General features: G+C 45.4%; 25 protein-coding genes. 14 read left to right on the forward strand and 11 right to left on the reverse strand.

Going from position 1 to position 26600, the window contains the following annotated elements:
* Positions 1-271: 271 nt before the first annotated feature.
* The 5 genes from ACRRSW_RS04200 to ACRRSW_RS04220 all read left to right on the forward strand — a co-directional run bounded on the left by ACRRSW_RS04200 (position 272) and on the right by ACRRSW_RS04220 (position 4606).
* Positions 272-1099, forward strand: coding sequence for an HDOD domain-containing protein (locus tag ACRRSW_RS04200; protein ID WP_432454474.1), 828 nt, complete (start codon positions 272-274; stop codon positions 1097-1099).
* A 78-nt stretch (positions 1100-1177) separates the two neighbouring features.
* Positions 1178-2041: a 23S rRNA pseudouridine(2604) synthase RluF gene (rluF, locus tag ACRRSW_RS04205; protein WP_432460967.1), complete on the forward strand. Its 864-nt coding sequence runs from the start codon at positions 1178-1180 to the stop codon at positions 2039-2041.
* A gap of 44 nt (positions 2042-2085) precedes the next feature.
* On the forward strand, positions 2086-2472 hold the full coding sequence (locus ACRRSW_RS04210) for a DNA polymerase III subunit psi (RefSeq protein WP_432454472.1): 387 nt from the start codon (positions 2086-2088) through the stop codon (positions 2470-2472).
* Entirely contained in the window at positions 2445-2909 is a 465-nt protein-coding gene (gene rimI / locus ACRRSW_RS04215; protein ID WP_432460968.1) for a ribosomal protein S18-alanine N-acetyltransferase, read from the forward strand. Before ACRRSW_RS04210 ends, rimI begins: the two co-directional genes overlap by 28 nt.
* Positions 2910-3316: 407 nt before the next feature.
* Positions 3317-4606: a DEAD/DEAH box helicase gene (locus tag ACRRSW_RS04220; protein ID WP_432460969.1), complete on the forward strand. Its 1290-nt coding sequence runs from the start codon at positions 3317-3319 to the stop codon at positions 4604-4606.
* A gap of 113 nt (positions 4607-4719) precedes the next feature.
* On the opposite strand, the gene ACRRSW_RS04225 is transcribed toward ACRRSW_RS04220, so the two are convergent.
* From ACRRSW_RS04225 to ACRRSW_RS04245, 5 genes are all read right to left on the reverse strand, one after another.
* The gene (locus ACRRSW_RS04225; RefSeq protein WP_432460970.1) at positions 4720-5997 is read right to left on the reverse strand and encodes a MipA/OmpV family protein; all 1278 of its coding nucleotides are present in this window, start codon (positions 5995-5997) and stop codon (positions 4720-4722) included.
* 22 nt (positions 5998-6019) lie between these two features.
* A complete protein-coding gene (locus ACRRSW_RS04230) occupies positions 6020-6592 on the reverse strand; it encodes a thioredoxin family protein (protein ID WP_432454468.1) in 573 nt (190 codons plus the stop codon).
* A 268-nt stretch (positions 6593-6860) separates the two neighbouring features.
* The gene (locus ACRRSW_RS04235; protein WP_432454467.1) at positions 6861-7046 is read right to left on the reverse strand and encodes a DUF2986 domain-containing protein; all 186 of its coding nucleotides are present in this window, start codon (positions 7044-7046) and stop codon (positions 6861-6863) included.
* 125 nt (positions 7047-7171) lie between these two features.
* Complete coding sequence (locus tag ACRRSW_RS04240) at positions 7172-7846, reverse strand: Bax inhibitor-1/YccA family protein (RefSeq protein WP_432454466.1); 675 nt, start codon at positions 7844-7846, stop codon at positions 7172-7174.
* Positions 7847-7918: 72 nt separating this feature from the next.
* The gene (locus tag ACRRSW_RS04245; protein WP_432460971.1) at positions 7919-8260 is read right to left on the reverse strand and encodes an HPF/RaiA family ribosome-associated protein; all 342 of its coding nucleotides are present in this window, start codon (positions 8258-8260) and stop codon (positions 7919-7921) included.
* Between the two features lie 115 nt (positions 8261-8375).
* Between ACRRSW_RS04245 and nhaR the strand changes: the two genes are divergently transcribed.
* Positions 8376-9269 carry a transcriptional activator NhaR gene (nhaR, locus tag ACRRSW_RS04250; protein WP_432454464.1) on the forward strand — a complete coding sequence of 298 codons (894 nt, stop codon included), beginning with the start codon at positions 8376-8378 and terminating at the stop codon, positions 9267-9269.
* Positions 9270-9842: 573 nt separating this feature from the next.
* Here the strand turns inward: nhaR and ACRRSW_RS04255 are convergent.
* Complete coding sequence (locus ACRRSW_RS04255) at positions 9843-10577, reverse strand: SDR family oxidoreductase (protein WP_432454463.1); 735 nt, start codon at positions 10575-10577, stop codon at positions 9843-9845.
* A 120-nt stretch (positions 10578-10697) separates the two neighbouring features.
* On the opposite strand from ACRRSW_RS04255, the gene ACRRSW_RS04260 reads away from it, so the two are divergent.
* A complete protein-coding gene (locus ACRRSW_RS04260; protein WP_432460972.1) occupies positions 10698-11591 on the forward strand; it encodes a LysR substrate-binding domain-containing protein in 894 nt (297 codons plus the stop codon).
* Between the two features lie 426 nt (positions 11592-12017).
* Positions 12018-13607: a peptide chain release factor 3 gene (prfC, locus tag ACRRSW_RS04265; RefSeq protein WP_432454461.1), complete on the forward strand. Its 1590-nt coding sequence runs from the start codon at positions 12018-12020 to the stop codon at positions 13605-13607.
* A gap of 62 nt (positions 13608-13669) precedes the next feature.
* Here the strand turns inward: prfC and ACRRSW_RS04270 are convergent, their stop codons facing one another.
* From ACRRSW_RS04270 to ACRRSW_RS04285, 4 genes are all read right to left on the reverse strand, one after another.
* On the reverse strand, positions 13670-14635 hold the full coding sequence (locus ACRRSW_RS04270) for an ABC transporter permease (protein ID WP_432454460.1): 966 nt from the start codon (positions 14633-14635) through the stop codon (positions 13670-13672).
* A gap of 1 nt (position 14636) precedes the next feature.
* The gene (locus tag ACRRSW_RS04275) at positions 14637-15758 is read right to left on the reverse strand and encodes an ABC transporter permease (protein WP_432454459.1); all 1122 of its coding nucleotides are present in this window, start codon (positions 15756-15758) and stop codon (positions 14637-14639) included.
* The gene (locus ACRRSW_RS04280) at positions 15755-17320 is read right to left on the reverse strand and encodes an ABC transporter ATP-binding protein (RefSeq protein WP_432454458.1); all 1566 of its coding nucleotides are present in this window, start codon (positions 17318-17320) and stop codon (positions 15755-15757) included. The genes ACRRSW_RS04275 and ACRRSW_RS04280 overlap by 4 nt, the downstream gene beginning before the upstream one ends.
* A gap of 67 nt (positions 17321-17387) precedes the next feature.
* Positions 17388-18383, reverse strand: a complete 996-nt coding sequence (locus ACRRSW_RS04285; protein WP_432460973.1) for a BMP family lipoprotein — start codon at positions 18381-18383, stop codon at positions 17388-17390.
* Between the two features lie 419 nt (positions 18384-18802).
* Here ACRRSW_RS04285 and ACRRSW_RS04290 point away from each other — a divergent pair, with 419 nt between their 5' ends.
* Both ACRRSW_RS04290 and ACRRSW_RS04295 read left to right on the forward strand, forming a co-directional pair.
* Positions 18803-18946 carry a DUF5363 family protein gene (locus ACRRSW_RS04290; RefSeq protein WP_432454456.1) on the forward strand — a complete coding sequence of 48 codons (144 nt, stop codon included), beginning with the start codon at positions 18803-18805 and terminating at the stop codon, positions 18944-18946.
* 2 nt (positions 18947-18948) lie between these two features.
* Positions 18949-19743: a TatD family hydrolase gene (locus tag ACRRSW_RS04295; RefSeq protein WP_432460974.1), complete on the forward strand. Its 795-nt coding sequence runs from the start codon at positions 18949-18951 to the stop codon at positions 19741-19743.
* An 84-nt stretch (positions 19744-19827) separates the two neighbouring features.
* Here ACRRSW_RS04295 and ACRRSW_RS04300 read toward each other — a convergent pair whose 3' ends face one another.
* Positions 19828-21258: a hypothetical protein gene (locus ACRRSW_RS04300; protein ID WP_432454454.1), complete on the reverse strand. Its 1431-nt coding sequence runs from the start codon at positions 21256-21258 to the stop codon at positions 19828-19830.
* 609 nt (positions 21259-21867) lie between these two features.
* Between ACRRSW_RS04300 and ACRRSW_RS04305 the strand changes: the two genes are divergently transcribed.
* From ACRRSW_RS04305 to ACRRSW_RS04320, 4 genes are all read left to right on the forward strand, one after another.
* Positions 21868-23106 carry a NupC/NupG family nucleoside CNT transporter gene (locus tag ACRRSW_RS04305; RefSeq protein ID WP_432460975.1) on the forward strand — a complete coding sequence of 413 codons (1239 nt, stop codon included), beginning with the start codon at positions 21868-21870 and terminating at the stop codon, positions 23104-23106.
* Positions 23107-23185: 79 nt separating this feature from the next.
* Complete coding sequence (gene deoC, locus ACRRSW_RS04310; RefSeq protein WP_432454452.1) at positions 23186-23962, forward strand: deoxyribose-phosphate aldolase; 777 nt, start codon at positions 23186-23188, stop codon at positions 23960-23962.
* Between the two features lie 25 nt (positions 23963-23987).
* The gene (deoA, locus tag ACRRSW_RS04315) at positions 23988-25328 is read left to right on the forward strand and encodes a thymidine phosphorylase (RefSeq protein WP_432454451.1); all 1341 of its coding nucleotides are present in this window, start codon (positions 23988-23990) and stop codon (positions 25326-25328) included.
* Positions 25329-25337: 9 nt separating this feature from the next.
* Positions 25338-26558, forward strand: coding sequence for a phosphopentomutase (locus tag ACRRSW_RS04320; RefSeq protein WP_432454450.1), 1221 nt, complete (start codon positions 25338-25340; stop codon positions 26556-26558).
* The last annotated feature ends 42 nt before the right edge of the window (positions 26559-26600 follow it).

Consider the following 26600-nt stretch of genomic DNA (forward strand, 5'->3'; position numbering starts at 1 on the left):
TAGTGCCTTTTTTACTTACAATATTCACTAGTTTGTCGCTGACTAATTGGCCGGGTGAACGTTGGTTTGCGCTTACGCAGATTTATCTTTATTGTGTGTTATCAAATACTGATAAATTTCATATTTTAACAATTCGTCAACTCAAAGTTACTCGACTGGCTTAAAGCAGCTATATTAGTAGTTGAATTAGTAGTTAAAATTCGTCCTTAAATCGACATATTGAGTGAGTCTGCCGACACTCAGCAATGATATTGGTGGCAGGGAGGTTAGGATGACCGAACAAGAATTGCTTGCCCGGGTTAATGAATTACCGAAAGTTTCGAGCGTGGTGCAAGAGTTAGTGAGCATGCTTAATCACCCTGATTGCGATTTTGCGGTGCTCGCCAAGAAAATCTCGATGGACCAAGTGATTAGCGCACGGGTATTGCGCTTGTCTAACTCCGCTCATTTTGGTCATAGCAGAACGATTGCTTCGGTCAACGAGGCGGTGATCCGTTTGGGGGTTATCCCTTTAAAAACAATGATTGTGGTCTCTTGGTTGACCAATGCTTTCCCAAGATTTAAAACCTTAGACATGAAATTATATTGGGGAGATACCTTCGAGATTGCGATTATCGCCAGTAAAATTGCAAATAAAGTTGGGATCGATGCCAACGAGATGTTTACGGCTGGTATTTTGCACAACATTGGCGACTTGATGATCCATAGTTTGGTTCCCGATATTGCCTGCGAAATTCTCGCGAGGGTGGCAGAAGGTGAAGATGAGCTTGAGTTACAACGGCGTTTGTTGGGGACGACAACTGCCAAATTGGGCGCGGAATTGGCCCGCAGCTGGAAGTTTGCACCGCGTTTAGTGGATACCATTGAGTTTTATATGAATCCTGATTTAGCGACTATTGAGCCGCTCAGGGCGTTGGTATTGAACTTTGCCTGTAAAGTGCATCGAGACTGGGACTCATTAGAAAGTAAAGCCGCGAAAATCGATTACTTGGTTAGCCATGCCCATTCTGGGCGTTTGATTCTGCCTTCGTCATACTATGTATCGATCGATAAGGTGAGAGGACAGGGGCGTGAAATGGCCGAGCAAATGTCTAGTTAGCTTGTTGTCGCATTTATTGGATTGGTGTTAGCGACCTGTGTTCTAATAGGCGGGTAAACTAGCCAGTGGAAGCCCTTTGTGAGTGCCTCAAGCGAAAAACGTCTAAATAAATTTATCAGTGACTCCGGTTTTTGTTCTCGTCGTGAAGCAGACAAGCTCATTGAGCAGCAGCGAGTCACCATTAATGGCATCAAACCCGAATTGGGAACCAAGGTTCAGCCTACCGATCGGGTTGCCGTGGATGGCAAATTAATTAAAGCCATCGCTAGCAATAAGTCTGATCGGGTTTATATCGCTTACAATAAACCGATTGGGATCACCAGCACCACCGAGCGTCATGTGAAAGGTAATATCATCGACGCTATTGCTCATAAACAGCGTATTTTTCCGATTGGTCGACTGGATAAGCCCTCTGAAGGTTTAATTTTTCTAACCAGTGATGGCGACATCGTTAACAAAATTTTGCGCGCTGAGAATGCCCACGATAAAGAATATGTGGTGACTGTGGATAAACCGCTGAGTGAGCGTTTTGTGGAGCGAATGTCACGCGGCGTACCGATCCTCGATACGGTTACCAAGCCCTGCAAGGTCAAAGTAAATAGCAAATTTGTGTTTACTATTATTCTCACCCAAGGACTCAATCGACAAATTCGTCGGATGTGTGAATACCTCGGCTATGAGGTGCTGAAGCTCAAGCGTACCCGGATTATGAATGTGCGTTTAGATGATTTACGACCGGGGCAGTGGCGTAATTTAAGCGAAGCTGAAATGTCTGAAATTAATCAGGCGGTGGCTCACTCGAGTAAAACGGCGGTTGAAGCGAGCAAATCTGGCGCTAAAACAGTATGGCATAACAAACAAGCGACGAGCACTCATCGGCTGAAGAATGCTCCCAAAAACAGTGGCAAAACCACGCTGAGTTTAAAGAAAAAACCACGTTGAGAACGGTTCGTGTGGATAACTGAAGATGGATATAGAGGCGTGAAATGTTAGATAAGCAGGCGCTGACCTACTTGGCTGAGATGGATATTGATGTTTGGCAAACTCGTGCTAACCTCGTCAGCCAAGTTATGACTGAGCCCTTGGCTTGGCCTTTGGTGATAGTGATTGAGCCAGATGAGTTACAAGTGCATATCGATCTATTTAAAGCTATTGTTGCTGCTATGGAGCTCGAATGGCAGGATGTTCATTGCGTTAGCGCCGCTCATTTTCCAGCGGCTTACCAAGCGTGGGTATTATGGGCAGATCCGCATCAGCCGGCACCAATTCACCCTTGCTTGATTGAATGTGATCCGCAACGCCTGCTCAGTGATCGCCAGGCAAAACGTATTTTATGGCAGCAAATATGCACTCAGCTCCTCAAGTCGAAGTAAGTCATCTGTCGGTGATGGATGTGCCGATGATGTTGAATATTGAACAGGCGGCTCATTCACATCCTTGGAGTCGCCAATTACTCAGTAGTAATTTTGGTGGTTTGTACCGTAATTTGGGTCTGTGGCACAAAAATCATTTGTTAGCTTATATGATCTTACGGGTGGTCGCCGGAGACGCAGAATTGATTAATTTGGCCGTTGATCCAGCACATCAAGGGCAGGGTTTAGGTAAGCGCCTGATGCAAGCGATGTTTGCGTTGGCTGAGCAGCAACAATGGCAGCAAATTATGCTGGAAGTTCGTCGCAGTAATGTGATTGCTCAGAGTCTATATCAGCGTTTTCAGTTTGTTGAAATTGATTGTCGTAAAGGATATTACCCCTGCGATAAGCTGGGCCGAGAAGATGCCCTGATTATGCAATATTGTTGCACTGTTTAGATTTATCAATTTGTTTTCTTACTCCTTTAGACTAACTGATGATTTACATCAGTGTATGTAGGATGCGATTGGCTTTGTTCATGCGCTCGTATTCCCGATACTAGCCTAGCATCGTCGTTATTAAAGCACGCAAAGCGCTCACGCTTTGGCGGTTCATCATGGCCTTCGAATTGACTAAACCGCTTACTCAATTCGCAATACTTGGCGTTTTCATTGCAAGATTGCGCAAAATAGCTGATTTGAGTCGATGTTGTCGACTGAGCTAGATTCTGTTGTTAGGATGGCCGCCCTATTATTTGTCGGTATTTTCCAATGTATAAAATGGCTGTCTCAACATTTTGCATTTTATTTGGATACTGACGCTGTGCGCTTGAGCTTGGCGTGATGCTGTAAAGGAAGATTTATCTATGTCATTTGGCTCTTTAGGCTTGTGTGCTCAGCTGTTGAAAAGCGTTGCCGAGCAAGGTTATGTAAGACCATCTCCAATACAGCTTGAAGCGATTCCGGTTGTGCTTAGTCAGCGTGATGTGGTGGCAGTGGCACACACTGGCACTGGAAAAACGGCTGGTTTTACCCTGCCTATGGTGCAGCTATTATCAGGTGGCCCTTGTCCACAGACTCATTCGGTAAGGGCTTTAGTGATTACGCCAACCCGAGAGCTTGCCGCTCAAGTGGTCTTGAGCGTTCAAAATTACAGCCGGCATATGAATATTCGCTCTGCGGCTGTGTTTGGTGGCGTGAGGATTGAACCACAGATAGCTCAGTTGGAAAGTGGTTTGGATGTGCTGGTTGCGACTCCTGGTCGTTTGATTGATCTTTATAATCAAGGGGCGATTAACTTTGAACAGCTTGAGATATTAGTCTTGGATGAAGCTGATCGGATGTTGGATTTAGGATTTGTCGACGATATTCGTCACATTCAAAGCTTGCTCCCGAGTAAACGTCAAACGTTGATGTTTTCAGCAACATTTTCTAAAGAGATCAAGTTGCTTGCGAAGGGGATGTTAAATAACCCTGTTTTGATTGAAGTAACCGCTGCCAACAGTACCGTTGATATGGTTAAGCAGCTTATCTATCCAGTCGATAAGGCGCGTAAAAGCGAGCTATTGATCCACTTAATTAAAAGTAATCATTGGCATCAAGTTTTAGTCTTTACTCGTACTAAAGTAGGCGCCGATAACATGGTTACTCAGCTACAAAACGCTGGGATTAGTGCCGCATCAATCCATGCTAATCGAACTCAGCACGCCCGCACTCTTGCTTTAGAGGGTTTTAGAAATGGTGAACTAAGCGTTTTAGTCGCCACTGATATCGCCTCTCGGGGGATTGAAGTTCATCAGTTGCCTTGTGTGGTTAACCTTGATCTCCCTTATGTACCGGAAGACTATGTGCATCGTATTGGTCGTACCGGGCGTGCAGGTACCTCTGGTTTGGCGGTTTCATTGTTTAGTGAAGATGAAGCCAAGCAGTTAGCGGCGATTGAACGTGTGATTGGTGGTAAATTTAAGCGGGAGTTCATTCCAGGCTTTGTGCCCACCCCCAAAGAGAAGGTCACAGTAGATGTATCCGATGATGAGGAGTATGGTAATTTTGAGCCCGATCCAGCACCTCAAGGTCGAAGAAAATCGAAGGGGCGTGGGAAGCGTGGTGGGAGTTCATCGAGTCGAAGCCGTAACAAAGGAAGTCGCAATAAATAAAAAGCTTAGAGCCCAGTATTCGATAAATTGATTTATCAGAGATTTTGATACTTAGGCTTGTTTTTGTTTGACTGTCGGAACCACAATATTCGAACTATATTGCGTAACCTAGGCTACCAGGTCCATTGAATATGTAGCCCTTGGTAGTTGCTACCACCTTTAATACGGCCAAATAGTGAAGAGTTTTCAAATATCCCCGAGCGATGGTGGATGTTGTAACCTACCCAAATATTTTCTAGTTGCTTCTTATTGAGTAAATCACCTAAGTTAAGGTCTAGAGAAAAGTTCAAATAATTTAATAGCTTACTAGGCTTGTAACCCTTTCCTTCCTCACCTAATTCTGATGCTTCGAGGTAGGTTATGTTGCTGGTATAAGATAAACCTTCTGCAGCACCAAATCGCCAGCGTAATGGCCAGTGAAAGGTGTAATAGGCTTTAAATGCCAAGATGTATTCTAGGATCGGATCTTGAACCGCCGAGCTGTAGTGATAGGCGAAGCCGGGCGTGAGATATACTTCAACGGGATAACCTAGTAGGGTCTTACTGAGTAAATGTCCATAAAAAATTGAAGTTAATTGATTGTTATATTCATCTTTTTCCGCTTTAAAGTGGATGATGTCCCCTAGATTCGATGGTGTTGCCCAGGCGTGGGAGAGTTGTAAGTACCCCTTTGGCCATTTGCTGGATGTATTTGAATATTGATAATTAAAGAAGCTGATCCCTAAAAAGCTTTCATATTGAAAACGTTGATCGATGATCGGGATATTTTGAGTGCGCTTACCCAGATAAGAAGCGCCAACCTTCGCCATTAAGTAAAAGTCTCGCCACACTTGATAACGTAAATTGATGCCCATTTTTAAGTCGGTATCGGCTTTGGTTTTAAAAATTTCAAGGCCATAGTAGCGAGTATTATAGTTACTACTCTTCAAGTGGGCTGAGGCATAGGGTTCGAAATACCAAGCTTGATAGAATTGTTGCCAGGTTAGCTCAAGTTGACTGTGAAAGTGACCGAGGTCGTCACTCAATAATTCTAGGTTGAGCGAATAGTCGGGTTTAAAGCGCCATTGAGTCCTTAAACCAAAGTCGATGCCATCGCCACGTATCTTGTTTTGGTAGTTCGCCGGAATGTCGAAAAAACGGTAACGCCCCATTAGCGTGAGGTCAAAGTCTTGTTCTTTCCATAATTTATAGCCAGCGCTTAAGCCATCTAAATACAGTCGCTCTCCTCGATAATAAAATAAGGGAACTACATCGGACACGGTACTAATGTTAGAAGTGTAGGGAATACTCGCATGACGCAGACCTAATGCAATTCCCCAGTCGTGCTGTTGTGGACCATCAAGTATGGGGTTGGCATGAGATGGTAAACTGGTGAGGCATAGACTTGCCAATAGACACGCAACTACTTGAACGTTAAGGAATTGATTCAACGGTAGATTTATCCCTGAGCGCAGCTTCTTGGGCCAGTATTGTTGCATGGCTGAGAGATAAACGAAAGCTCGCTTCAGAGAGCGGCATAAAATTACCACTATTGATATTATCTTGGGCGACCCAAATTTGTTGCATCGCTAACACTAAATATAGCGAAACCGGGTGTTCGTCGTCGAAAAGGATAAATGCAGATGGATAGGTATTGAGTTTAAAACGTTCGGCAAATAAACGATGACGGCGGTCGGTATCGGTAAGGATTTGCACCTTCACATAATCCGCTAATACTCGTTTTAATTCGGGATTATTCAGATAGTATTGTTCGAACGCTAAGCAACGTTGGCAGGCTTTACGCCGCAGATATAGAAATACCGGACGTTGACTCAGCTTTGATTCGCGAATCGCACCGTAATAGCCATCGATATCAAACAACCAGCCATCTTTAGCGCTGACACCTCTATCCTTTACATGATAAATAAAAATGTAACTTAGAGCGCCTACACCGAGTCCAATCAGTAGCAGGCTAAAAAATGTTTTTTTTATCGGTGCTAAGTTCATCTCATCTGCTCTTCTTGTTTCACAATGACGATGTGGCTACAAGTCTATATCGGCTTTGTATCAGTAAGCTTGAATTACATTAGAAAATCAACTGAGTACTTGAAAAGTGTGGCTTGAGTCTGCGATTCAGCTAAACCGACTCCGCACTAAATTTATTTATCACAAATTTACGATTTTATTCTGCTTCAATCGGGATGTTTTACTTCTCGATCGGTTTTAAATGGTAATTAATGACATCTATTTTGATGAATGATTCAATTTCAAGAGCTTAGGCTTGATTTGGCGACTCGCTGTCAGCTAAGGGGGGATCATTTGGGATGCCCGCGTCTCGTTCAGCTAAGGTCGCTCGTTCGGCCTTGCTGACGTAGCGAGGTTTGTTGGTTTTTTGATTTTTAGCATTCGCCTTTTTTGCTTTCTTTTTGAGGGTTTCGTTAATTTTCTTTTTACGATTCATCTACGGCTCGTTCAAGGTATTATTTATGCCTGTAAGGATAACAAATTCGTGCTTTCTTCGCATCGTTGAGCGTTAACAGAAAGGGCAGCACATTGGTGCTGCCCTTTGACGCGGACTAAAGCGTGTTAATCATCGCCATTAAGAAAGCCAAGCAATTGCAGCAGACTGGTGAATAAGTTAAAGATGGCAACAAATAAGGTGACGGTCGCCATAATGTAGTTGGTTTCTCCACCGTGAATAATGTTGCTGGTTTCATAGAGGATCAGTCCAGACATCAGCAATACAAACATCGCCGATACACCTAATGACAGGGCCGGGATACTAAATAGCATCGCACCTAATCCGGCTAGAAACGCCACCAAAATACCAACCATTAAAAAGCCACCCATAAAGCTGAAGTCTTTTTTGCTGGTGAGTGCATAAGCTGATAATGATAAGAAGATGGCGGCGGTGCCTACCATGGCTTGCATCACAATTTGGCCACCATTTGGTAGGCTTAAGTAGCTGCTTAAAATCGGCCCAAGAGTGAGACCCATGAAACCAGTTAGGGCAAATACACAGACTAAACCCCAGCCACTGTTACGACATTTTGTCGTGGCAAACAATAGTCCAAAATAGCCAACCATAGTGAGGATTAAACCAGGGTGGGGGAGGTTTAGAGCCATCGAGGTGGCAGCCATCAGCCCGCTAAAGAGCAGGGTCATGGACAATAAGGTATAAGTATTACGGATCACTTTATTACTTGCCAGCACGCTCTCGTTGGTGGTGCTTGGTGCATTTGAAAAAGGTGATGTGTTCATTTTGGTATTCCTTATGACTGCGAATCGCTCAGTTGTTTGTGGTTAAATAATGCTCAAAGTGCGCTTGGTCGTTTATATCGGTTCGCTGATGAGCGGAGCGCGTAACGCTTTGTTGCGTATTCGAGCTATTTTACGATTTACAGTGCGGCTGGCTCGGCTGGCCGCGCGATCAACCGCAACATTGATCTGCGATTGAGTATCCTCAATCACCACATCTGCTTGACCACTCAGTTTCACTAATATTTGACAGCGTTTATCGTTGCCACCGCGCGTCCCGTTCGTATCGGAAAGTCTCACCATAATGCGCTTAATACGTTGGTATTGAGATCCCATGGCGAAATGTAGCCGACGGCGAATATAATCTTGTAAAGACGGTGTTAGGGGTAAATGACGTGACTGCATGTCTATTTGCATCTGCTTCTCCTCACCAATAAAAACTGATTAGAGCGATTAGCTTATGTTGCTTTCATTGGCAGGTATACTCGAATATAGTTGTTATATGGTTCGTATAAAACGAGGTATTTGATTCGTGATTAATTACAAGCACCTGCATTATTTTTGGGTCGCAGCCAAGCAAGGCGGAATAGCTCGTGCCAGTGAGCGCTTGCATATAACGCCACAGACAATTAGTGGACAAATTACTTTGCTGGAACAGCATTTTGGTGAAGCCTTGTTTAACAAGGTGGGGCGAAACCTAGAGTTAACCGAAATTGGTCGTTTGGTGCTGAGTTATGCCGATGAGATTTTTTCCTTGGGTGATGAACTTGAAGATACGATGCGCAATAAAATTGCACAGCGTCCACAGTTATTGAAAGTTGGGATTGCCGAAGTTGTGCCTAAATCCATCGCTTATCGTCTATTGTCACCGGCGCTCAATTTGGCGGACTCGGTACGTATGATATGTCGAGAGAGTAGCCTTGATAATTTACTGGCCGAACTGGCCTTACATCGCTTAGATATTGTGATTGCCGATGCGCCAGTTCCCCCAGGTTTAGGGGTTAGAGGCTTTAATCACTCTTTGGGGGAATGTGGTGTGAGCTTTCTCGCCATTCCTAGCTTAGCCGAGCGTTTGGTTGGTGATTTTCCTCATAGTTTACATGGTGCGCCGTTATTGATCCCTAGTGAGAGTAGTGTGATGCATGTGCGTTTATTGCAATGGCTGGATAAACTTCACATTCATCCGCGAGTGGTGGGCGAATTTGACGATAGCGCATTAATGAAGGCTTTTGGTCAAGCCGGGGTCGGGGTGTTTCTTGTGCCGAGTGCAATTGCCGCGGAGGTCGCGGCGCAATATGGTGCAGAAGTGATTGGTGCGAGTGATGTGGTACGCGAGCAGTTTTTTGCGATTTCGGCGGAACGACGTTTATCCAATCCTGCGGTGCTTGCGATTACTGAAGCGGCCAGAGAGTGGCTAAAAAAATAGACTAAATATGCTCGCAGAGTTTGTTTAGATTTAGCGTTTAATATTGCTTGCTCATCACAATAACAAGCAAAAATCAGCGAACGCAGGTGTTTGCTCGTGATTGCTCAATGGCGAATTTTTGATTATTCAGAGTCTTCCTAACACCCTAAATAATGAATGGTATTTGAATGGCAATTAATATTAATTCCTCTCGGTTCGGGCCAGCTATATGTTGGTTTTCGAATATCCCCATCCTGTTTTAGCAACGCTAATCGCTGATCGTTCCATCGGCGTTGTATGTGTCGAGGTGATTAATGAGTGAGTGCTTAAAGTTCGCATTGCTTGCTCGTTAGTTCGTGTAGGCAAAGCGCAACACTCACACTGCAATCGTTGGTGGTTTTACCATAAACCACCATGGCACCACGCTCTCACTCGGCCGGTCATATAACAACTGCGCATATCAGCTTGGAATTGGCTGAAACAGGCATTCAGCTAAGCACATCGAAAAGAACGCCTCTTGTCACGGTGGCGCCTGGAGCGACATCGATAGAGAGCTTTAGTGATGATGTTCGGGGTCTTGCTTCTTACTTTGGTTTAAATCATACCGCCATTGGCGCGAATAACCTGACCATTTATCCAGCCACCTTCTGGACTCGCCAAAAACATCACCACATTGGCAATATCTTGTGGGGTGCCAAGGCGCTCTAATGGGTTCATATTTGCCAAACGGTCAATCAATTGTGGTGATTTTCCGTCTAAAAACAAATTAGTGGCAGTAGGGCCGGGAGCCACGGTATTGACTGTAATACAACGTCCACGAAGCTCCTTTGCCAGTATTGCAGACATTGTTTCTACCGCTGATTTAGTTGCCGCGTACACGCCGTAGCTTTCTAGTTTTAGTCCTACGATGCTGGTGGACAGGTTGATAATCCGTCCTCCATTTGTGACTCGTTCTGCAGCGAGGCGCAGGGTATTAAAGGTGCCTTTAAAATTCACGGCGACTTGGCTATCAAACAGCTCCTCATCACTCTGAGAGAGTTGAGCAAGTTTCATGATTCCAGCATTGTTCACCAATAGCGAGATCGCTCCCAATTTCTCCTCGACAACATTAAACATGTGTGCGACCTCTGTTGAGTTGCCCACATTACCCTGTACCGCGATAGCGTTTCCTCCACTGGCTTTAATGTCTGCGACCAGACTTTCTGCCACATCTGCACTTGATGAATAATTCACGCCGACGGCATAACCTTCAGCGGCTAATTTGTTTACGATTGAAGCACCGATTCCTTTGGAGCCGCCAGTAACAAGGGCGATTTTTGACTGAGACATATTGCATTACTCGTGAGTTGTTAAAAGATTATGGCCAGTATATGGTTATATCAATGCTTAATAATTACCCATTATTTAACTTAATAGTTCCAAATAAATTAATAATGTCGAGGTGAGTGGGTGGATAGATTCAAAGAGATGCAGGTGTTCGTGAGGATTGCAGAGCGTAACAGTTTTGCTTTAGCGGCGGATGACCTGAGTATTCCAAGGCCGACGATGACAAATATAATCAAGCGACTTGAAAGTCGCTTAGGGATCCGCCTGTTAGAACGAACTACCAGGCAAGTGCATATGACTCATGAAGGTGAATCCTATTATCGGCAATGTGTTGGGCTACTTTCAGATCTAGAGGAAATTGAATCTTCCTTTTTGGAGGTTTTACCTAAAGGTCATTTGCGGGTAAATCTGCAAGGCACTTTGGCAAAGTACTTTGTGATGCCCAAGATTGCTGACTTTATTCGCCAGTACCCGGATATTACGCTACACATCGCTGAAGATGATAAGTTAATCGATCTCGTCCATGAAGGAGTCGACTGTGTTCTCAGGGCTGGACCACTGCAAGATTCCTCGCTGATTGCTCAGAAAATAGCTGAAATGACGCAAGTCACTGTGGCAAGCCCTGCGTATCTTGAAGCCTTTGGGATCCCTAAGTCGCTGGATGATTTACAAGAGCATCTTGCTGTTGGTTATTCTTTTGCGCAGTTATCTAAACCTTCAAGCTTGGCGTTTAAGTTAAAAAACAAGTATATATCTATCAATTTAGCTAGCAGAACTTCAGTGGCTGGCGCAGATTTGTACACTGGGTGTGCTGTCGCGGGTTTAGGTTTAATCCAAGTGCCTAAATATCGTTTGGTGAATGAACTCGCAAATGGTTCTTTGGTTGAGGTGTTAGCGGACTTTCCGCCTCCACAGATGCCAGTATCCATTGTTTATCCAAATCATCGACATCTTTCCGCCAGAACCCGGGTATTTATCCAGTGGCTTAAAAGCCAGTTTCAAGAGAATAAAAGATAGCGAATACAAGCTAGCCTGCAGTTAGCGAAAGCGTATAAAAGTGAAGTTTATATTATGGCTTATTGAACCAAATCAGCGGGATTGAATAAGCATTGATTGTTTATATAGTCAAGATCGGTGAAAATAGCGGCCAATTATGATTAACATCGCAGATTCGCCCAGAGCAGAGCCTCGAGAGGGACTTCTAAATGGTTTGCCAATCTGTGTGTACACTAAAAGAACTCTAAGCCATGTAAAAATTAAGCCTGCATTACGACTTACTGAGCCTAAATCAGCGGGACTGAATAAGCATTGATTGTTTATAAAGTCAAGATCGGTGAAAATAGCGCCCAATTATGATTAACATTACAGATTCGACTAGAGAAAGCCCTCGAGCGGGATTTCTAAACGGTTTGTCGATCTGTGTATAAACTAAAAGAATTCTTAATGACAGAGCCCAATTCTCTTCACCAAATCAACAAGCGAAGAACCTTTGCTATCATCTCTCACCCGGATGCGGGTAAAACCACCATTACTGAAAAGGTGTTGTTATTCGGCAACGCGATTCAGAAAGCCGGTACCGTAAAAGGCCGAGGCAATGCTACGCATGCTAAGTCGGACTGGATGGAGATGGAAAAAGAACGGGGGATCTCGGTGACTACCTCGGTGATGCAATTTCCCTTTAACCATTGCATCGTCAATTTATTAGACACTCCTGGCCACGAAGATTTCTCGGAAGATACTTACCGAACTCTCACCGCGGTTGATTCGTGCTTGATGGTAATTGATGCCGCCAAGGGTGTGGAAGACCGTACCCGTAAGTTGATGGAAGTGACCCGCCTGCGGGATACACCAATTGTGACTTTCATGAACAAATTGGATCGAGATATTCGTGATCCTATGGAAGTGATGGATGAGGTTGAAAACGAACTTAACATTATGTGTGCGCCAATTACTTGGCCAATCGGTTGCGGCAAGTTGTTTAAGGGGGTGTACCACATCCCTAGAGATGAAGTGATTTTGTATCAAACAGGTAAAGGTCACACCATTCAAGATGAGCAAATCATTAAGGGTCTTGATAACCCTGAAGTTGAGGCGGCAATCGGAGACGAATTGGCGGAGCAAATGCGTGAAGAGCTCGAGTTGGTTTTAGGTGCTTCCAACGAATTTGATCACGAGTTATTTTTACAAGGCGAGCTTACCCCCGTTTACTTTGGTACTGCCTTAGGTAATTTTGGCGTGGATCATATGTTAGAAGGCCTAACAGAATGGGCGCCTTCACCCAAGCCTCGAGCAACCGATGTGGGTGAAGTGCAGGCCAGCGACGCTAACTTTTCTGGTTTTGTATTTAAAATTCAAGCCAACATGGATCCGAAGCACCGTGATCGGATTGCCTTTATGCGGATTGTTTCCGGTGAATATAATAAAGGCATGAAGATGCGTCACGTACGTTTAGGGAAAGATGTCAGCATTTCGGATGCGGTTACCTTCATGGCTGGCGACCGTAGTGCTGCAGAAAATGCAATTGCTGGTGACATTATTGGCTTGCATAACCATGGCACCATTCAAATTGGCGATACTTTTACTCAAGGTGAGATGATTAAGTTCACCGGTATTCCCAATTTCGCTCCGGAGTTATTCCGTCGAATTCGATTGAAAGATCCCTTGAAGCAAAAACAGTTGTTAAAAGGCCTGATTCAGTTATCTGAAGAAGGTGCAGTGCAATTGTTTAGACCTTTACGTAACAACGATTTAATCGTGGGTGCCGTTGGGGTATTGCAGTTTGATGTGGTGGTTCACCGGCTTCGTACCGAGTATAAGGTGGAAGCGGTCTACGAAGGGATCAGCGTCGCGACTGCGCGTTGGTGTGACTGCGATGATAGTAAGAAGTTTGAAGAGTTTAAGAAGAAAGCGCATGATAACCTTGCTTTAGATGGCGGGGATAACCTGACTTACCTCGCGCCAACCATGGTGAATTTAAACTTAGCCATTGAACGTTATCCTGCGGTGCAGTTCTTCCAGACTCGGGAACACTAAGCAATTTTGGATAAATAAAAAGGTCGCATTAAGCGACCTTTTTTTATGGGGGAAGTTATGTTTTATTCGCGTTCTTTGGTGTAAGGCACGCCAATCGCTTTGGGGGCCACAGCTTTACCAATAAAGCCAGCCAATAAGAAAACGGTGAGCACATACGGAATGGCTTCGATGGCTTGTACTGGAATCGCGAAGTTACCAATCGATACCCCTTGGAGACGAATAGCCAAGGCATCCAAAAATCCAAACAACAAACAGGCGCTGAGCGCAGTAAACGGACGCCATTTCCCAAAAATTAATGCGGCTAGGGCCATATAACCCTTACCCGCACTCATGTTGGGAATAAACTGAGCCGTTTGTGCCACCGATAAATATACGCCACCAATGCCAACCAGCAGACCACAAATGAGTACTGCGCTATAGCGCATTTTTACCACCGAGATCCCTGCGGTATCTACCGCTGCGGGCGATTCACCGACAGCTCGAAGACGTAAGCCAAATCGGGTTTTAAACATCACATACCAAGCTAATGGTACGGTGATAATCAGTAAGTAGACTAAGGCAGAGTGGCCACTGATCAGTTCTGAATAAAGTAAGCCGATCACCGGAGTATCGGCGAGAGCATCTGCGCCGGGTAGGTGGATTGGCGCAAAACGTGCGGCACCACTTAAAGCTGGCGTTTGCCCGCCTTGATGGAACCAATGTCGGCCTAAGGTAATTGTTAATCCGGCGGCTAAAATGTTAATCGCCATACCACTGACAACATGGTCTCCGCGGTGAGTAATGGTTGCAAAACCATGGAGTAGTGCGAGTAGCATCGAAATAGCTACCCCAGCCAGTAGCCCTAGCCAAGCAGACCCTGTCACATGGGCGGTGGCAGCACCAGTAAAGGCCGCGGCTAGTAATTTTCCTTCTAAGCCAATGTTCACGATCCCTGAACGTTCACAGAACATGCCCGCAAGCGATGCAAAAATTAGCGGTGTGGCAACCCGAATCGTTGCATCTAGCATTAAGATAATGGTTTCAAACATCTTAAGCAGCTCCTTCTGAATGGTTTGGTTTTTTGCCAAATAGCTTAAGATAGCCGCGCTCCAGCGAGGGCTTAAACATGTGCTCTAAGGCTCCAGAGAAAAGGATCACCAGCCCTTGCAGTACCACCACAATATTACGGTCTACCCCATATTCAAAGCTGAGTTCAGCACCGCCTTGATAAAGAAAACCAAATAGTAAGCTGGCGAGTAGCACTCCGAGTGGGTGGTTTCGTCCCATCAGGGCCACCGCAATTCCGGTAAAACCAAAACCTTCTACAAAGTTAAGCTTGATTTGGTGCAGTTCTCCTTGCAGAACATTCAGACCGAAGAAGCCCGATAACATACCGGAAATTAACATGGTTAAAACTACGATTTTTAGATAGTTGATACCAGCATATCCAGCGGCGTTGGGATTCGCGCCCACCGATCTGATCTCATAGCCCCAGCGAGTGTTCCAAATAAATAGCCAAACAAATACACAGCAGGCTAACGCAAATACGAAGCTTAAATTGAGTGGACTCGGTGCTAGTTGAATACCAAACCAAGCCAGCATTTCGTGCACTTTCGGTAGCCAAGATGAGACTGCAAAAACGCGACTTTCGGTGGCCATGGTACTGTCTGGTTTTAAAACGTCGACCAGTAAGTAGGCCATTAGGGAAGCGGCGATAAAATTGAACATGATGGTGGTAATTACGATGTGTGACCCGCGTTTCGCCTGTAAATACGCAGGAATAAAGGCCCACGCCGCACCGAATAAACCGCCAACTATAATGGCAAGGGGAAAGACTAGATACCAAGGTAAATACTCACCGACGGTTAGGCAGACTAAACCGACGCCAAGACCACCGATGTAGGCTTGACCTTCGCCACCAATATTAAATAGTCCAGCGTGGAAGGCCACCGCTACGGCTAAACCCGTGAAGATAAAACCAGTCGTGTAGTATAAGGTATAACCAAAACCTTCGGCATAACCAAAGGCGCCAGTCCACATGACTTTGATGGCATCTACCGGTGATATATCGATGTACATAAACAACAGGGCAGACACGAGAAACGCGGCAAAAACGTTGATCGCAGGCAGTAAGGCTACACTAACCCAAGCCGGTACCGGTGATTGACTCATTGTGCGCCTCCTTGTGCTGAGTTTTTAATATGTTCAGGCACAATGTTGGCCATCATTAATCCTAAAGTTTTTTCATCGGCCTGTTCAGCACTGACTTCGCCAACGATGGCGCCGTCGAAGACCACTAATATACGGTCTGCCAAATTCATGATTTCGTCGAGTTCCACCGAGACCAATAGTACCGCCTTACCGGCATCGCGGGAGTGGATAATCTGTTGATGAATGTACTCAATGGCACCAATATCGACGCCACGGGTTGGTTGCCCTACCAAGAGAATATCTGGATTTTGTTCCATTTCGCGGGCAATCACTAATTTTTGCTGATTGCCCCCAGAAAAGTTAGCGGTTTTTAAATTGCTATCATCGGGTCGAACATCCCATTTCTGCATGCTGTCCAGACAAGCCTTATCAATAGCGGCTTTATCTTGTAACAGCCCTTTGTTGTATTCTGCTAAATGATGGTAGCCGAGAATATAAGCTTCCTTCGCTGAAAACTTATTGATTAAGCCCTGTTTATGGCGGTCTTCTGGAATGTGACCAACGCCCATGGCTCTCACTTCTCGTGGGTCTTTGGATTGTTCGGCGCTCAATTGGTGTTGATTAAGGCGAACGCTACCGCTACTCGGTTTTAAGATCCCGCTAAGCAAGCCGAGGATCTCTGACTGACCGTTGCCTGATACACCCGCGATCCCCACAATTTCTCCTGCGCGCACTTGGAAAGAGACTTCTTTCACTCGTTTTACGCCTGCAGGATCAACATAACTGAGTTGATTCACTTCGATTAAGGCTGCTTCCGGTTTTGCTTCGCCGCGCTCTACTTGTAATAACACTTTTCTGCCAACCATTAGTTCAGCGAGATTCTCTTGGTCGGTTTCGGCAGTCACCACATGTGCAACCATTGCACCTTGTCGCATCACCGAAACGTTATCGGTAATGGCTAATACTTCACGCAGCTTGTGGGTGATAATCATCACCGTGGTGCCCTGTTCGCGTAGTTTCGCTAAGATATCAAACAGGTGGTTTGCTTCTTGAGGGGTTAATACACCGGTAGGCTCATCTAAAATTAAGATTTTTGCCCCACGGTAAAGTGCTTTAAGAATTTCAACCCGCTGTTGTAGTCCAACCGCTAGATCTCCCACGAGGGCATCTAAAGGGACATCTAGGCCGTAATCAGTCGCAAGTTGTTGCAATTTTTTACGGGCTTTACTAAGGCTTGTTTCTAAATTCCAGCCGCTTTCGGCACCTAATACAATATTCTCTAAGACGGTAAAGGTGTCGACCAACATAAAATGTTGATGAACCATACCAATGCCGGCTTGAATGGCTTCTTGAGAATTATGCGGCTCGTAGGGACGACCATTGACTCGCATTGAGCCTGAGTCGGCATGATAGAAGCCGTAAATGATACTCATCAGAGTGGATTTACCGGCACCATTTTCACCAATAATGCCGTGAATAGTGCCTTTAGGGACTGCTAGATCGATGTTTCGATTCGCGTGAACGCTACCAAAACGCTTGTCGATTTGTTCCAGTTCAATGGCAAAATCAGCTGCTTGTGTCACTTTAGATTTCCAATATCTAGCGAATAAAAATACGCCAACCCCGTGGGTTGGCGTATTTTATCGACGTTTAGAAGTTACAGGTATTATCAGACATGTAGTCATGAACGCTGATCTTACCAGCGATAATGTCAGCTTTAAGACCATCTACGTATGCTTTCATTTCATCGCTAATTAAGGCTGCATTGTTTTCATCTAGCGCCCAATCGATAGAATTTTCTTTTAAACCTAAGGCTTTAATCCCTGGTTTCCAAGAATTGTTGATGCCGTCTTCCCAAGTTCCGTAGGCTGCGACACCGACTTTCTTAACCATAGAAGTCAGCATAGTACCCGGTTGAAGGTGGTTTTGGTTTGAATCAACACCAATCGCAAATTTACCAGCGTCTTTTGCTGCTTGGTAAACCCCTAAACCAGTACCGCCTGCGGCAGCGTAGATTACATCAGCTCCTTTAGAGAACTGAGATTTAGCCAATTCGGAGCCCTTTGCAGGATCGGCAAAAGCTGCAGGTGTTGAGCCTGTCATATTTTCTAATACTTTAATATCAGGATTGGCGTAAAGCGCGCCTTGTTTATAACCACAGGCGAATTTACGGATTAATGGGATGTCCATTCCACCAATAAAACCAACGGTGTTGGTTTTTGAGGTTTTTGCCGCAAGCGCTCCGACTAAGAATGACCCTTCCTGTTCTTTAAATACGATAGATTGCACATTCGGTTTATCAACGACCATATCGATAATGGTAAATTGCGTATCTGGAAACTCAGAGGCGACTTTTTCGACTGAAGATGCAAAGTTAAATCCGACAGCGACAATCGGTCCAAAACCGCGACTGGCTAAGCGACGTAAACCCTGTTCACGTTGTGCTTCGTTTTGCGGTTCAAATTCGCGAACATCTACGCCTTTGTCTTTTTTAAATACTTCGACACCGTTGCGATATACGGCTTCGTTGAACGACTTATCAAATTTACCTGCGGTATCGTAAACTACTGCTGGTTTAGCGGCTAAAGCGCTAAAAGATGCTACAGCGAAAGCGGCAGCTGTAAGCTTGGTTGCGAATTTTTTCACGGTTAACTCCCTGTTTTTTTAGAAGTGTTTGTATTATTTACAGCAATCTGACTAGCCTAGCTTGACCTGTTATATTTTCTGAGCTGCAATTGTGACTAAGCGCATAGCCTGCCTTACATTTCCTTGGTTAGCTACGGACTATCGTTTAGGCCGAAACATAACCAGTATCATCTGTAAGTATCAACGGACTTGCGCTGCGTTACAGTTGTCCGATGAATAACTATCATTGCATCATGAAATTATCTTATGTTAGGCCTTTCTACCACTGATAAATATGCAGTGATCGAACTATAGAGTAGGGCGAAGGATAAATGAATTCAATATTGCTGCTTCAGTATTTCACTAGATCATTGGGGTGATTAAGAGATATTACCTAGTTATGTGGGTAATATGCAGATAAAATCCAGTTTACAGCTAAAATGAGGAAGGATATTTTGAACCAGATCGTCAGATTTTTTCGAAAGTGCTTAGTGCGTTATGATCGTTGGTTAGCTGAAACTGGTTTAGATAAGCCTTGCCGAAGCTGTATTCCACGGGAGCATCTCAAGTCAGAGGACGATTAACTATGGCTTGGTTTGATACGCACTGTCATCTTGACTTTCCTCCCTTTGATGCGGATCTTGCCAGTCACTTAATGAAGTTTAAGCAGCAGAATATTGCTCAGTGTCTGGTGCCAGCTGTGGGGCCGGATAATTGGCTACGGGTGTTACATCTATCTTCCCATCCAATGTTGCATGTTGCGCTGGGCTATCATCCCTGCTTTTTCGATCCACAAGCTTTACAAGGTCAGCCTGAATTACTCTTAGCCGATTTATTACAGCTTGAACAGTTCGTCGAAGCTCATCGTCAGCAAATCATTGCTTGGGGCGAATGTGGCTTAGATGGTCGCTTCCCAGAAACTCTTGCTCACCAAGAGTTTGCTTTGGTGCGGCAAATTGCCGCTGCACAACATCAGCAATTGCCGTTACTCATTCATTCGGTACGTTTACATGATCGGGTTGCGCAATTATTGAAGCTGGAACAGTTTAATCAAGGTGGGATTATTCATGGCTTTAGTGGTAGCTATACTCAAGCCAGTCGTTTTGTTGATTTAGGTTTTAAGCTCGGTATTGGCGGAGGAATTACTTGGCCTCGCTCTGAAAAAACGCGCAAGGCATTGCGACGCCTACCATTACAGGCTTTGGTATTGGAAACCGACGCACCAGATATGCCTTTGTACCAGATGCAGGAGGCGTATAATAGTCCACTCAATTTACCAACGATTTTTAACTGTTTGTTAGAGTTACGCAATGAGTCTGCGGAACAGCTTCAACAGGCCTTATGGGAAAATAGCCATCAGGTCCTAAATTTGTCGATATAAGCGGTCTTGACTACCGCCATTGTGCTGTTGCAATTTGTAGGAACGGCGTCACTTCCATAGACCTTGGTTTCGAGTTTATCGCCATCAGCGCTTAAATTTGTCGATATGTTCAGAGTTTACCGCCGCCACTGCGGCGCTGACGAGTTCACTTGCAGTCATTTGTTGCTCGCAACAGCCCAAACGCATCGCGGGGGTAAGACCCTCTTTATCTGGGAGTAGATAGTTAAATAAAGCTCGGTTTATTTCAAATAAGGCATCAACGGAACTAAAACTTTTCAGTTGTTTAGGCATATTTAACTGCAGGTGTTGGAAAAAGTTTTGGCAAGCTAAGGGTTGGGCTAAGGCGACCTTTGTCGGATTTTGTTGAGCACTGGTGATTGAGCAAAAAGCTCCGAAATCGGCGGGATACCAGCGATCGTTCCACCAACCAACCTTGTTACCCGCCGATCCCATATCAGTTTCACTGCGGGGGTGGCGATAGACGTAATAAATATCGGCTCGTTGCTGTTTTATCTCTTCAACACACGACATAAGGGCTGCGCCACGGATACTACTTTCGTGCTCGATGTAGTGATGGAAATTTTGGTTTTGGCTGGTAAAGGCGCTTAGTAATTGAAAGTGAGCGTAAGCCGTAAGTGCTGGCTGCAATAGCTGGCTGCCACGCAAGGCAGCGGTGCTACCGTAATGTAGATCTTCAAAGTGATAGCGATTCAGGGTGAGTTGGTAACGTCGTTTTAGCGCCTCAACGATCGGGCTATCCGATAATGGGGGTAACAGAGTAGAGGTTTTTTGTTGATAGTGAGCGCTATCGTTTAACTGCAGTTGGCTTTGGTTATGGGTGTGCAGTAATACATAACCGGAAGTGACTTCGGTTGAGCATAGTGTCCAGATACGTTTCTGTTCAGAAAACTCATGGATCTGGCTTTCGGTATGTAGTGCGCAGAAGCTTCTATGCAGCACCCTTTGCTCCTGTTGCCGACTATAAAAGCGTAAACATTGATATAGGCGTTGCAATAGCTGGTAATAGATCTTCGGAGCAATCTCTAGCTGTTGCATTATTTGTTGTGGGTTGTGGCCTCGATTTAACAGGCTGAATAACCTTGATAAAGGCTCAAGCCCCTTGATGTTCACTTGGGTAAACACGTTTTGGCACTTGCGGCATTGATAACGCTGGCTATTGGCTCCCGTCTTACCGTAGCGTTTCACCCCAACAGTCGTACCGAGGAAAAAACCGGGTTCGCAGTGGCTGCAGCCACAGGGGGATTTCGTTAGCTGCTGTTTGGCTTTTTCCTCAACAATTAAATTGACACTGTGGCTGTCGACCAATGGCGGATAACTGCCACAGGCTTTGCAGTGCAAGGCTGGATAACCCAAATGTTGACTTTCAGCTAGATAGTCAGAACTTTCGGTCAGGCCAAAATTTGGGCAGCGGCAGTTTTTGCAGCAGTTAAACTGGTGTCTAAAACTATGTGCGGAGGCATTTTGCAGCTTTGCTGCCGCCTGAGCCTCATTCACAATACACTCTCATTATCAACATATTCAGTTACAACTCTCACATTTTGTTCTCATTGACCACAATAGCGTGACTTGAGTCACGAATTGCCGTTGGTTTAGGTCCTACACTCATCAGCCTGTAGTCGCTAGTCATTTAATCGTCGAATTTCGACTCTGCTTAGTGAATCACTAAGGCTTCTTTAAATAGAACGTCTCTAGCTCGCTTGAGTGGTTTGCGAGCAAGAATGATTGCCATTGGCAGAATTCAGCAGGTGATTTGCTGGTGCGCGTTTATTTACTTATTAAAAATTTAATCTCAGTTATATTTTGTTGGATTTTTAATCTGATTGTCATGGTTATGCCATCTTAGGCAAGTCAGGTTTTATTATCAACACATTTGGTTATTTAATCGGCTGTTAGGCCGTATATGTCTATAGGGTTTGATCTGTCCCTCATTTAAGGCCTAGGGCCACGGTATCATTGCCGCCGTTATTATATCGGCTCGCAAACGGCCTTGCTGGGGACTCGATGTAACTGCAAACGTTATGATGCTTCGTTGATATTTGTTTCGCTTGAGAAGAATGAAACGGTGCTGATTGTATTAAAAGACAACTTAATCGAGAGACACGAATGAATAGTACGGTAATGAGCTTGGTTGGCGTATTCGCGCTACTAGGAATAGCATTGTTGCTTTCCGATAATAGATCTCGAATTAATAAACGCACGGTATTCGGCGCGTTTGTGATTCAAGCTGGATTTGGCGCTTTTGTGCTTTATCTTCCCTTTGGGCAGGAGGTTCTTGCCACTGTCTCTAACGGCGTTCAATCGGTGATTAATAGTGCCCAGGCGGGAATTGATTTCCTATTCGGTGGTTTAGCCACTGACGCCATGTTTGCCAATGGTGTCGGTTTTGTATTTGCTTTTCGGGTACTGCCAATCATCGTATTTTTCTCGTCTTTAATCGCAGTTTTATACCATCTCGGTATTATGCAAAAAGTGATTTTTTTGATTGGTGGCGGCTTGCAAAAAATACTTGGAACGAGCCGGCCGGAGTCGATGTCGGCTACCGCGAATATTTTTGTGGGTCAAACCGAAGCGCCGATTGTAGTGAAGCCCTTCATTCCCAAAATGAGTGAATCGGAGTTATTTGCCATCATGGTGGGTGGGCTTGCTTCGGTCGCAGGTTCTGTTTTAGCGGGTTATGCTGGACTCGGTGTCGAGCTTAAATATTTGATAGCGGCATCATTTATGGCGGCTCCCGGCGGCTTGTTGATGGCGAAGATGATCAAGCCAGAAACCAAGCCATCAGAGCAAGATATGGATGCCGCTCTTAATGAAGTTGAGCGCCCGGCAAATGTAATTGATGCGGCCGCCGTTGGTGCTTCAAATGGTATGCAACTCGCATTAAATGTGGGGGCGATGTTGTTGGCCTTTATTGGTTTAATTGCTTTAATGAATCATATGGTTGGTGGGATCGGCGCCTGGTTTGGTTTAGAGCATTTAACGGTTCAATTAATTCTCGGTTACATTTTTGCGCCACTTGCTTGGATTATAGGGGTGCCTTGGGCTGAAGCAGTTCAAGCGGGTAGTTTTATTGGTCAGAAAGTTATTGTGAATGAATTTGTCGCTTACGTCGATTTTGTGAATGTACGAGCTACGTTATCGGAACACACTCAAATTGTGGTGACTTTTGCTTTGTGTGGGTTTGCTAACCTGTCTTCTATCGCAATTTTACTCGGTGGTTTGGGGAGTATGGCTCCGACGCGTCGCAGTGACATTGCGCGTTTGGGACTTAAAGCCGTTGCTGCTGCGTCACTAGCTAATTTGATGAGTGCGGCACTGGCAGGATTTTTTACCAGTTTGTTATAGCGACTGTCGTTTTTTGGCCTTGCGCCGAGAAGCTAAGCTATATCGCTGGTCTACTTTTTATTAACTTTGAGGAATAGTTATGTCTCAGTCTCTCACCGTGGTGGCGCAGCAAGCGCTATCTTTGATGGATCTTACGACGCTAAATGATGATGACACTCGTGCGAGTGTCGCAGCTTTGTGTGCTCAAGCCAGTTCAGCTCAAGGGCAAGTTGCTGCGGTATGTATTTACCCTCGATTTATTCCTTTTGCTCGTCGCATATTAGCGGAACAAGGTGCCAGCGAAGTAAAAATTGCGACGGTGACTAACTTCCCTCTGGGGGAAGATGATGTCGCTTTAGCGGTCGCTGAAACTAAGGCCGCAGTTGCTTACGGTGCCGATGAGGTGGATGTGGTCTTTCCATGGCGAGCTTTAATGGCGGGGAACCAACAGGTGGGAACAGACTTAGTTGCTCAATGTAAGGCAGCCTGTGGCAGCGCGGTGAAACTGAAAGTGATTATCGAAAGTGGAGAACTTAAGTCAGCTGATTTGATTGCCAAAGCCAGTGAGCTGGCGATAAAAGCTGGGGCCGATTTTATCAAAACCTCAACTGGCAAGGTAGCAGTGAACGCCACTCCAGAAGCTGCGAAAGTGATGCTGAATGCCATCGCTAAATTTAATCCTAACTGTGGTTTTAAAGCGGCTGGTGGGGTGAAAAGTGCTGAACAAGCCAAGATTTATCTTGACCTTGCTCGTCAGATCTTAGGGGATGAGTGGTTGAGTCAAGCGCATTTTCGGTTTGGCGCGTCTAGTTTATTAGCTGCTTTACAAGCCACGATTTTAGGTGACTCAAAGGCTGAAGCTGGCGCTGGTTATTAAGCCCTAAGATGGTTAAGGAAAGCTAATGTTGCTACCTCAAGAAATTATTCGACGTAAACGAGATGGAAAAACGCTCTCGTTGGCAGAAATCCAATTTATGGTGAATGGGCTCAGTCGTGGTCAACTCAGCGATAGCCAAGTTGGGGCTTTTGCGATGGCGGTGTATTTTCAGGGGATGAAACCTGAAGAAGCCACTGCATTAACCTGCGCAATGCGTGACTCTGGTCAAGTACTCAGTTGGCAGCATCTCGACTTGCCTGGGCCTGTGGTCGATAAACATTCAACGGGTGGGGTTGGCGATTTAACTTCCTTGATTTTAGGACCAATGGTTGCAGCTTGTGGGGGGCATGTACCGATGATCTCAGGCCGCGGTTTAGGTCATACCGGCGGTACTCTGGATAAACTTGAAGCTATCCCCGGTTACTCCATTAGCCCGACGACTCAGCAGTTTGAACAGATCGTCAAACAGGTTGGGGTTGCGATTATTGGCCAAACCGGAGAATTAGCTCCTGCCGATAAACGTTTGTATGCGATCCGCGATGTGACTGCCACCGTTGAATCTATTCCGTTGATTACTGCATCTATTCTTAGTAAAAAGTTGGCCTCTGGTCTCGATGCTTTGGTCATGGATGTGAAGGTGGGGAGTGGCGCATTCATGCCTGATTACGCCCAATCTCAGTGTTTAGCCGAAAGTATTGTACAGGTTGCCAATGCCGCTGAGGTGAAATGCTGCGCCTTGCTGACGGATATGAACCAGCCTTTAGCGCCCAGTGCGGGTAATGCGCTAGAGGTGGCCGAAGCCTTACGCTACCTGAAAGGCGACCGCTCGGCACAGCGTCTACATCAAGTGACGACGGCTTTAGCCGTAGAGATGTTGTTAGCGAGTGGCTTAGCCAGTAGCCAGCAACAAGCGGAACAAAAACTTGCGGTAAGTCTCTCGTCGGGAGCTGCCTTAGAACGTTTCTCGATGATGGTGGCAGCGCTTGGTGGGCCGCATGATTTTGTGCAACGTAGTGAGCAATATTTACCGAAGGCTAAGCTTATCAAACCACTTGTTGCTGAACGCGATGGTATTGTGACACAAATCGATTGCCGCGCATTAGGCATGGTTGTTGTTAGTTTAGGTGGCGGTAGAACGGTCGCTGGTGCAGCCATCGATCATAGTGTTGGGATTAGTGATTTAGTCGAGTTAGGTGCTCAGATCATTCAAGGGCAAAGCTTACTCTACTTGCATGCGCAAGACGAGTCCTCTTGGGAAGCAGCAGCGAGGCTGTTACAGCAAGCTATCACGATAGAGTCGTCCGTGACTGTATCGACAACGGTTGTCGCGGAACATCCTGTTTATCAACGTATTGGTCCGCAATAAGGAGATCTTATGAAACGTGCAATTATCTTAATGTTGGACTCATTTGGCATTGGTGCCAGTGCAGATGCTGACAAATTTGGAGATCAAGGCGCCAATACCATGCTACATATTGCCGAGCAATGTGCCGCAGGCAAGGCTGATATTGGCCGCAGTGGGCCGTTAACATTGCCTAATTTGAATCGGCTTGGTTTGGGCCAGGCTTGTGCCGACAGCGGCGGTGTTTACCCACCAGGTTTAGATCCTAAGGTTAATTTTGAGGCTTGTTATGGTTATGCCGCAGAGATGTCTAGCGGCAAAGATACCCCGAGTGGGCACTGGGAAATCGCTGGGGTACCGGTACTATTTGACTGGGGCTATTTTAGCGAGACAGAGAATAGTTTTCCGCAAAGTTTGCTGGATGAGTTAGTTGAACGGGCTGAACTGCCAGGTTATTTAGGGAATTGCCATGCTTCTGGTACTGAGGTCCTCACGCGCTTAGGGGAAGAGCACATGGCAAGCGGTAAGCCGATTTTTTATACTTCGGCGGATAGCGTGTTTCAAATAGCGGCGCATGAAGAAACCTTTGGTTTAGAGCGTCTATTAAAGTTATGCGAGTTGGCTCGAGAGCTGGTGGACCCTTATAACATTGGTCGAGTCATCGCTCGTCCTTTTATTGGGGCTAATGCGGCTGAGTTTGCTCGTACTGGTAATCGCCGTGATTTATCAGTCTTACCACCGGCCCCTACCTTATTAGATAAGATGGCTGAAGCGGGTGGCGAAGTGGTTAGTATTGGGAAAATTGCCGATATTTATGCTCAGCAGGGGATTACCCGTAAGGTGAAGGCGACAGGGCTTGAAGCGCTATTCGACTTAACTTTGAGCGAGATGGCTCGGCAAGTGGATCACAGCATAATTTTTACCAATTTTGTTGATTTTGATTCTTCTTATGGACATCGTCGTGATGTGGCAGGTTATGCCGCAGCCTTAGAATATTTTGATCAGCGTTTACCTGAACTACTGGCGCAGCTTGGTGATGAAGATATCGTGGTACTTACCGCAGACCATGGTTGTGATCCAACATGGCCAGGTACCGATCATACGCGTGAACACATTCCGGTTATTTTCTTTGGGAATAATTTGACCGCTAAGAATGTCGGGAAGCGTGATAGCTTTGCTGATATAGGCCAAACCATCGCCGACTATATGGGTTTACCAGCCTTACAATATGGACGTAGTTTTTTACAAGAATAAGTATTTTTAGCAGCTAATACGGCTTTATCTTGCTGCTGTCGA

Origin of the sequence: Agarivorans sp. QJM3NY_25 (assembly GCF_050870875.2) — a bacterium.
Classification (GTDB): Bacteria; Pseudomonadota; Gammaproteobacteria; order Enterobacterales; family Celerinatantimonadaceae; genus Agarivorans.

What these genes read in the sequence shown, in the direction of transcription:
- ACRRSW_RS04240 (WP_432454466.1), bottom strand. Translation starts at nt 7,846, where the DNA reads ATGAACACATCACCTTTTTCAAATGCACCAAGCACCACCAACGAGAGC.
- rimI (WP_432460968.1), top strand. Translation starts at nt 2,445, where the DNA reads ATGCACTCAGCTCCTCAAGTCGAAGTAAGTCATCTGTCGGTGATGGAT.
- deoC (WP_432454452.1), top strand. Translation starts at nt 23,186, where the DNA reads ATGTCTCAGTCTCTCACCGTGGTGGCGCAGCAAGCGCTATCTTTGATG.
- ACRRSW_RS04275 (WP_432454459.1), bottom strand. Translation starts at nt 15,758, where the DNA reads ATGAGTCAATCACCGGTACCGGCTTGGGTTAGTGTAGCCTTACTGCCT.
- ACRRSW_RS04255 (WP_432454463.1), bottom strand. Translation starts at nt 10,577, where the DNA reads ATGTCTCAGTCAAAAATCGCCCTTGTTACTGGCGGCTCCAAAGGAATC.
- ACRRSW_RS04305 (WP_432460975.1), top strand. Translation starts at nt 21,868, where the DNA reads ATGAATAGTACGGTAATGAGCTTGGTTGGCGTATTCGCGCTACTAGGA.
- ACRRSW_RS04220 (WP_432460969.1), top strand. Translation starts at nt 3,317, where the DNA reads ATGTCATTTGGCTCTTTAGGCTTGTGTGCTCAGCTGTTGAAAAGCGTT.
- ACRRSW_RS04235 (WP_432454467.1), bottom strand. Translation starts at nt 7,046, where the DNA reads ATGAATCGTAAAAAGAAAATTAACGAAACCCTCAAAAAGAAAGCAAAA.
- ACRRSW_RS04200 (WP_432454474.1), top strand. Translation starts at nt 272, where the DNA reads ATGACCGAACAAGAATTGCTTGCCCGGGTTAATGAATTACCGAAAGTT.
- prfC (WP_432454461.1), top strand. Translation starts at nt 12,018, where the DNA reads ATGACAGAGCCCAATTCTCTTCACCAAATCAACAAGCGAAGAACCTTT.
- ACRRSW_RS04295 (WP_432460974.1), top strand. Translation starts at nt 18,949, where the DNA reads ATGGCTTGGTTTGATACGCACTGTCATCTTGACTTTCCTCCCTTTGAT.
- deoA (WP_432454451.1), top strand. Translation starts at nt 23,988, where the DNA reads ATGTTGCTACCTCAAGAAATTATTCGACGTAAACGAGATGGAAAAACG.
- ACRRSW_RS04230 (WP_432454468.1), bottom strand. Translation starts at nt 6,592, where the DNA reads ATGAACTTAGCACCGATAAAAAAAACATTTTTTAGCCTGCTACTGATT.
- ACRRSW_RS04245 (WP_432460971.1), bottom strand. Translation starts at nt 8,260, where the DNA reads ATGCAAATAGACATGCAGTCACGTCATTTACCCCTAACACCGTCTTTA.
- ACRRSW_RS04290 (WP_432454456.1), top strand. Translation starts at nt 18,803, where the DNA reads ATGAGGAAGGATATTTTGAACCAGATCGTCAGATTTTTTCGAAAGTGC.
- ACRRSW_RS04270 (WP_432454460.1), bottom strand. Translation starts at nt 14,635, where the DNA reads ATGTTTGAAACCATTATCTTAATGCTAGATGCAACGATTCGGGTTGCC.
- ACRRSW_RS04320 (WP_432454450.1), top strand. Translation starts at nt 25,338, where the DNA reads ATGAAACGTGCAATTATCTTAATGTTGGACTCATTTGGCATTGGTGCC.
- ACRRSW_RS04210 (WP_432454472.1), top strand. Translation starts at nt 2,086, where the DNA reads ATGTTAGATAAGCAGGCGCTGACCTACTTGGCTGAGATGGATATTGAT.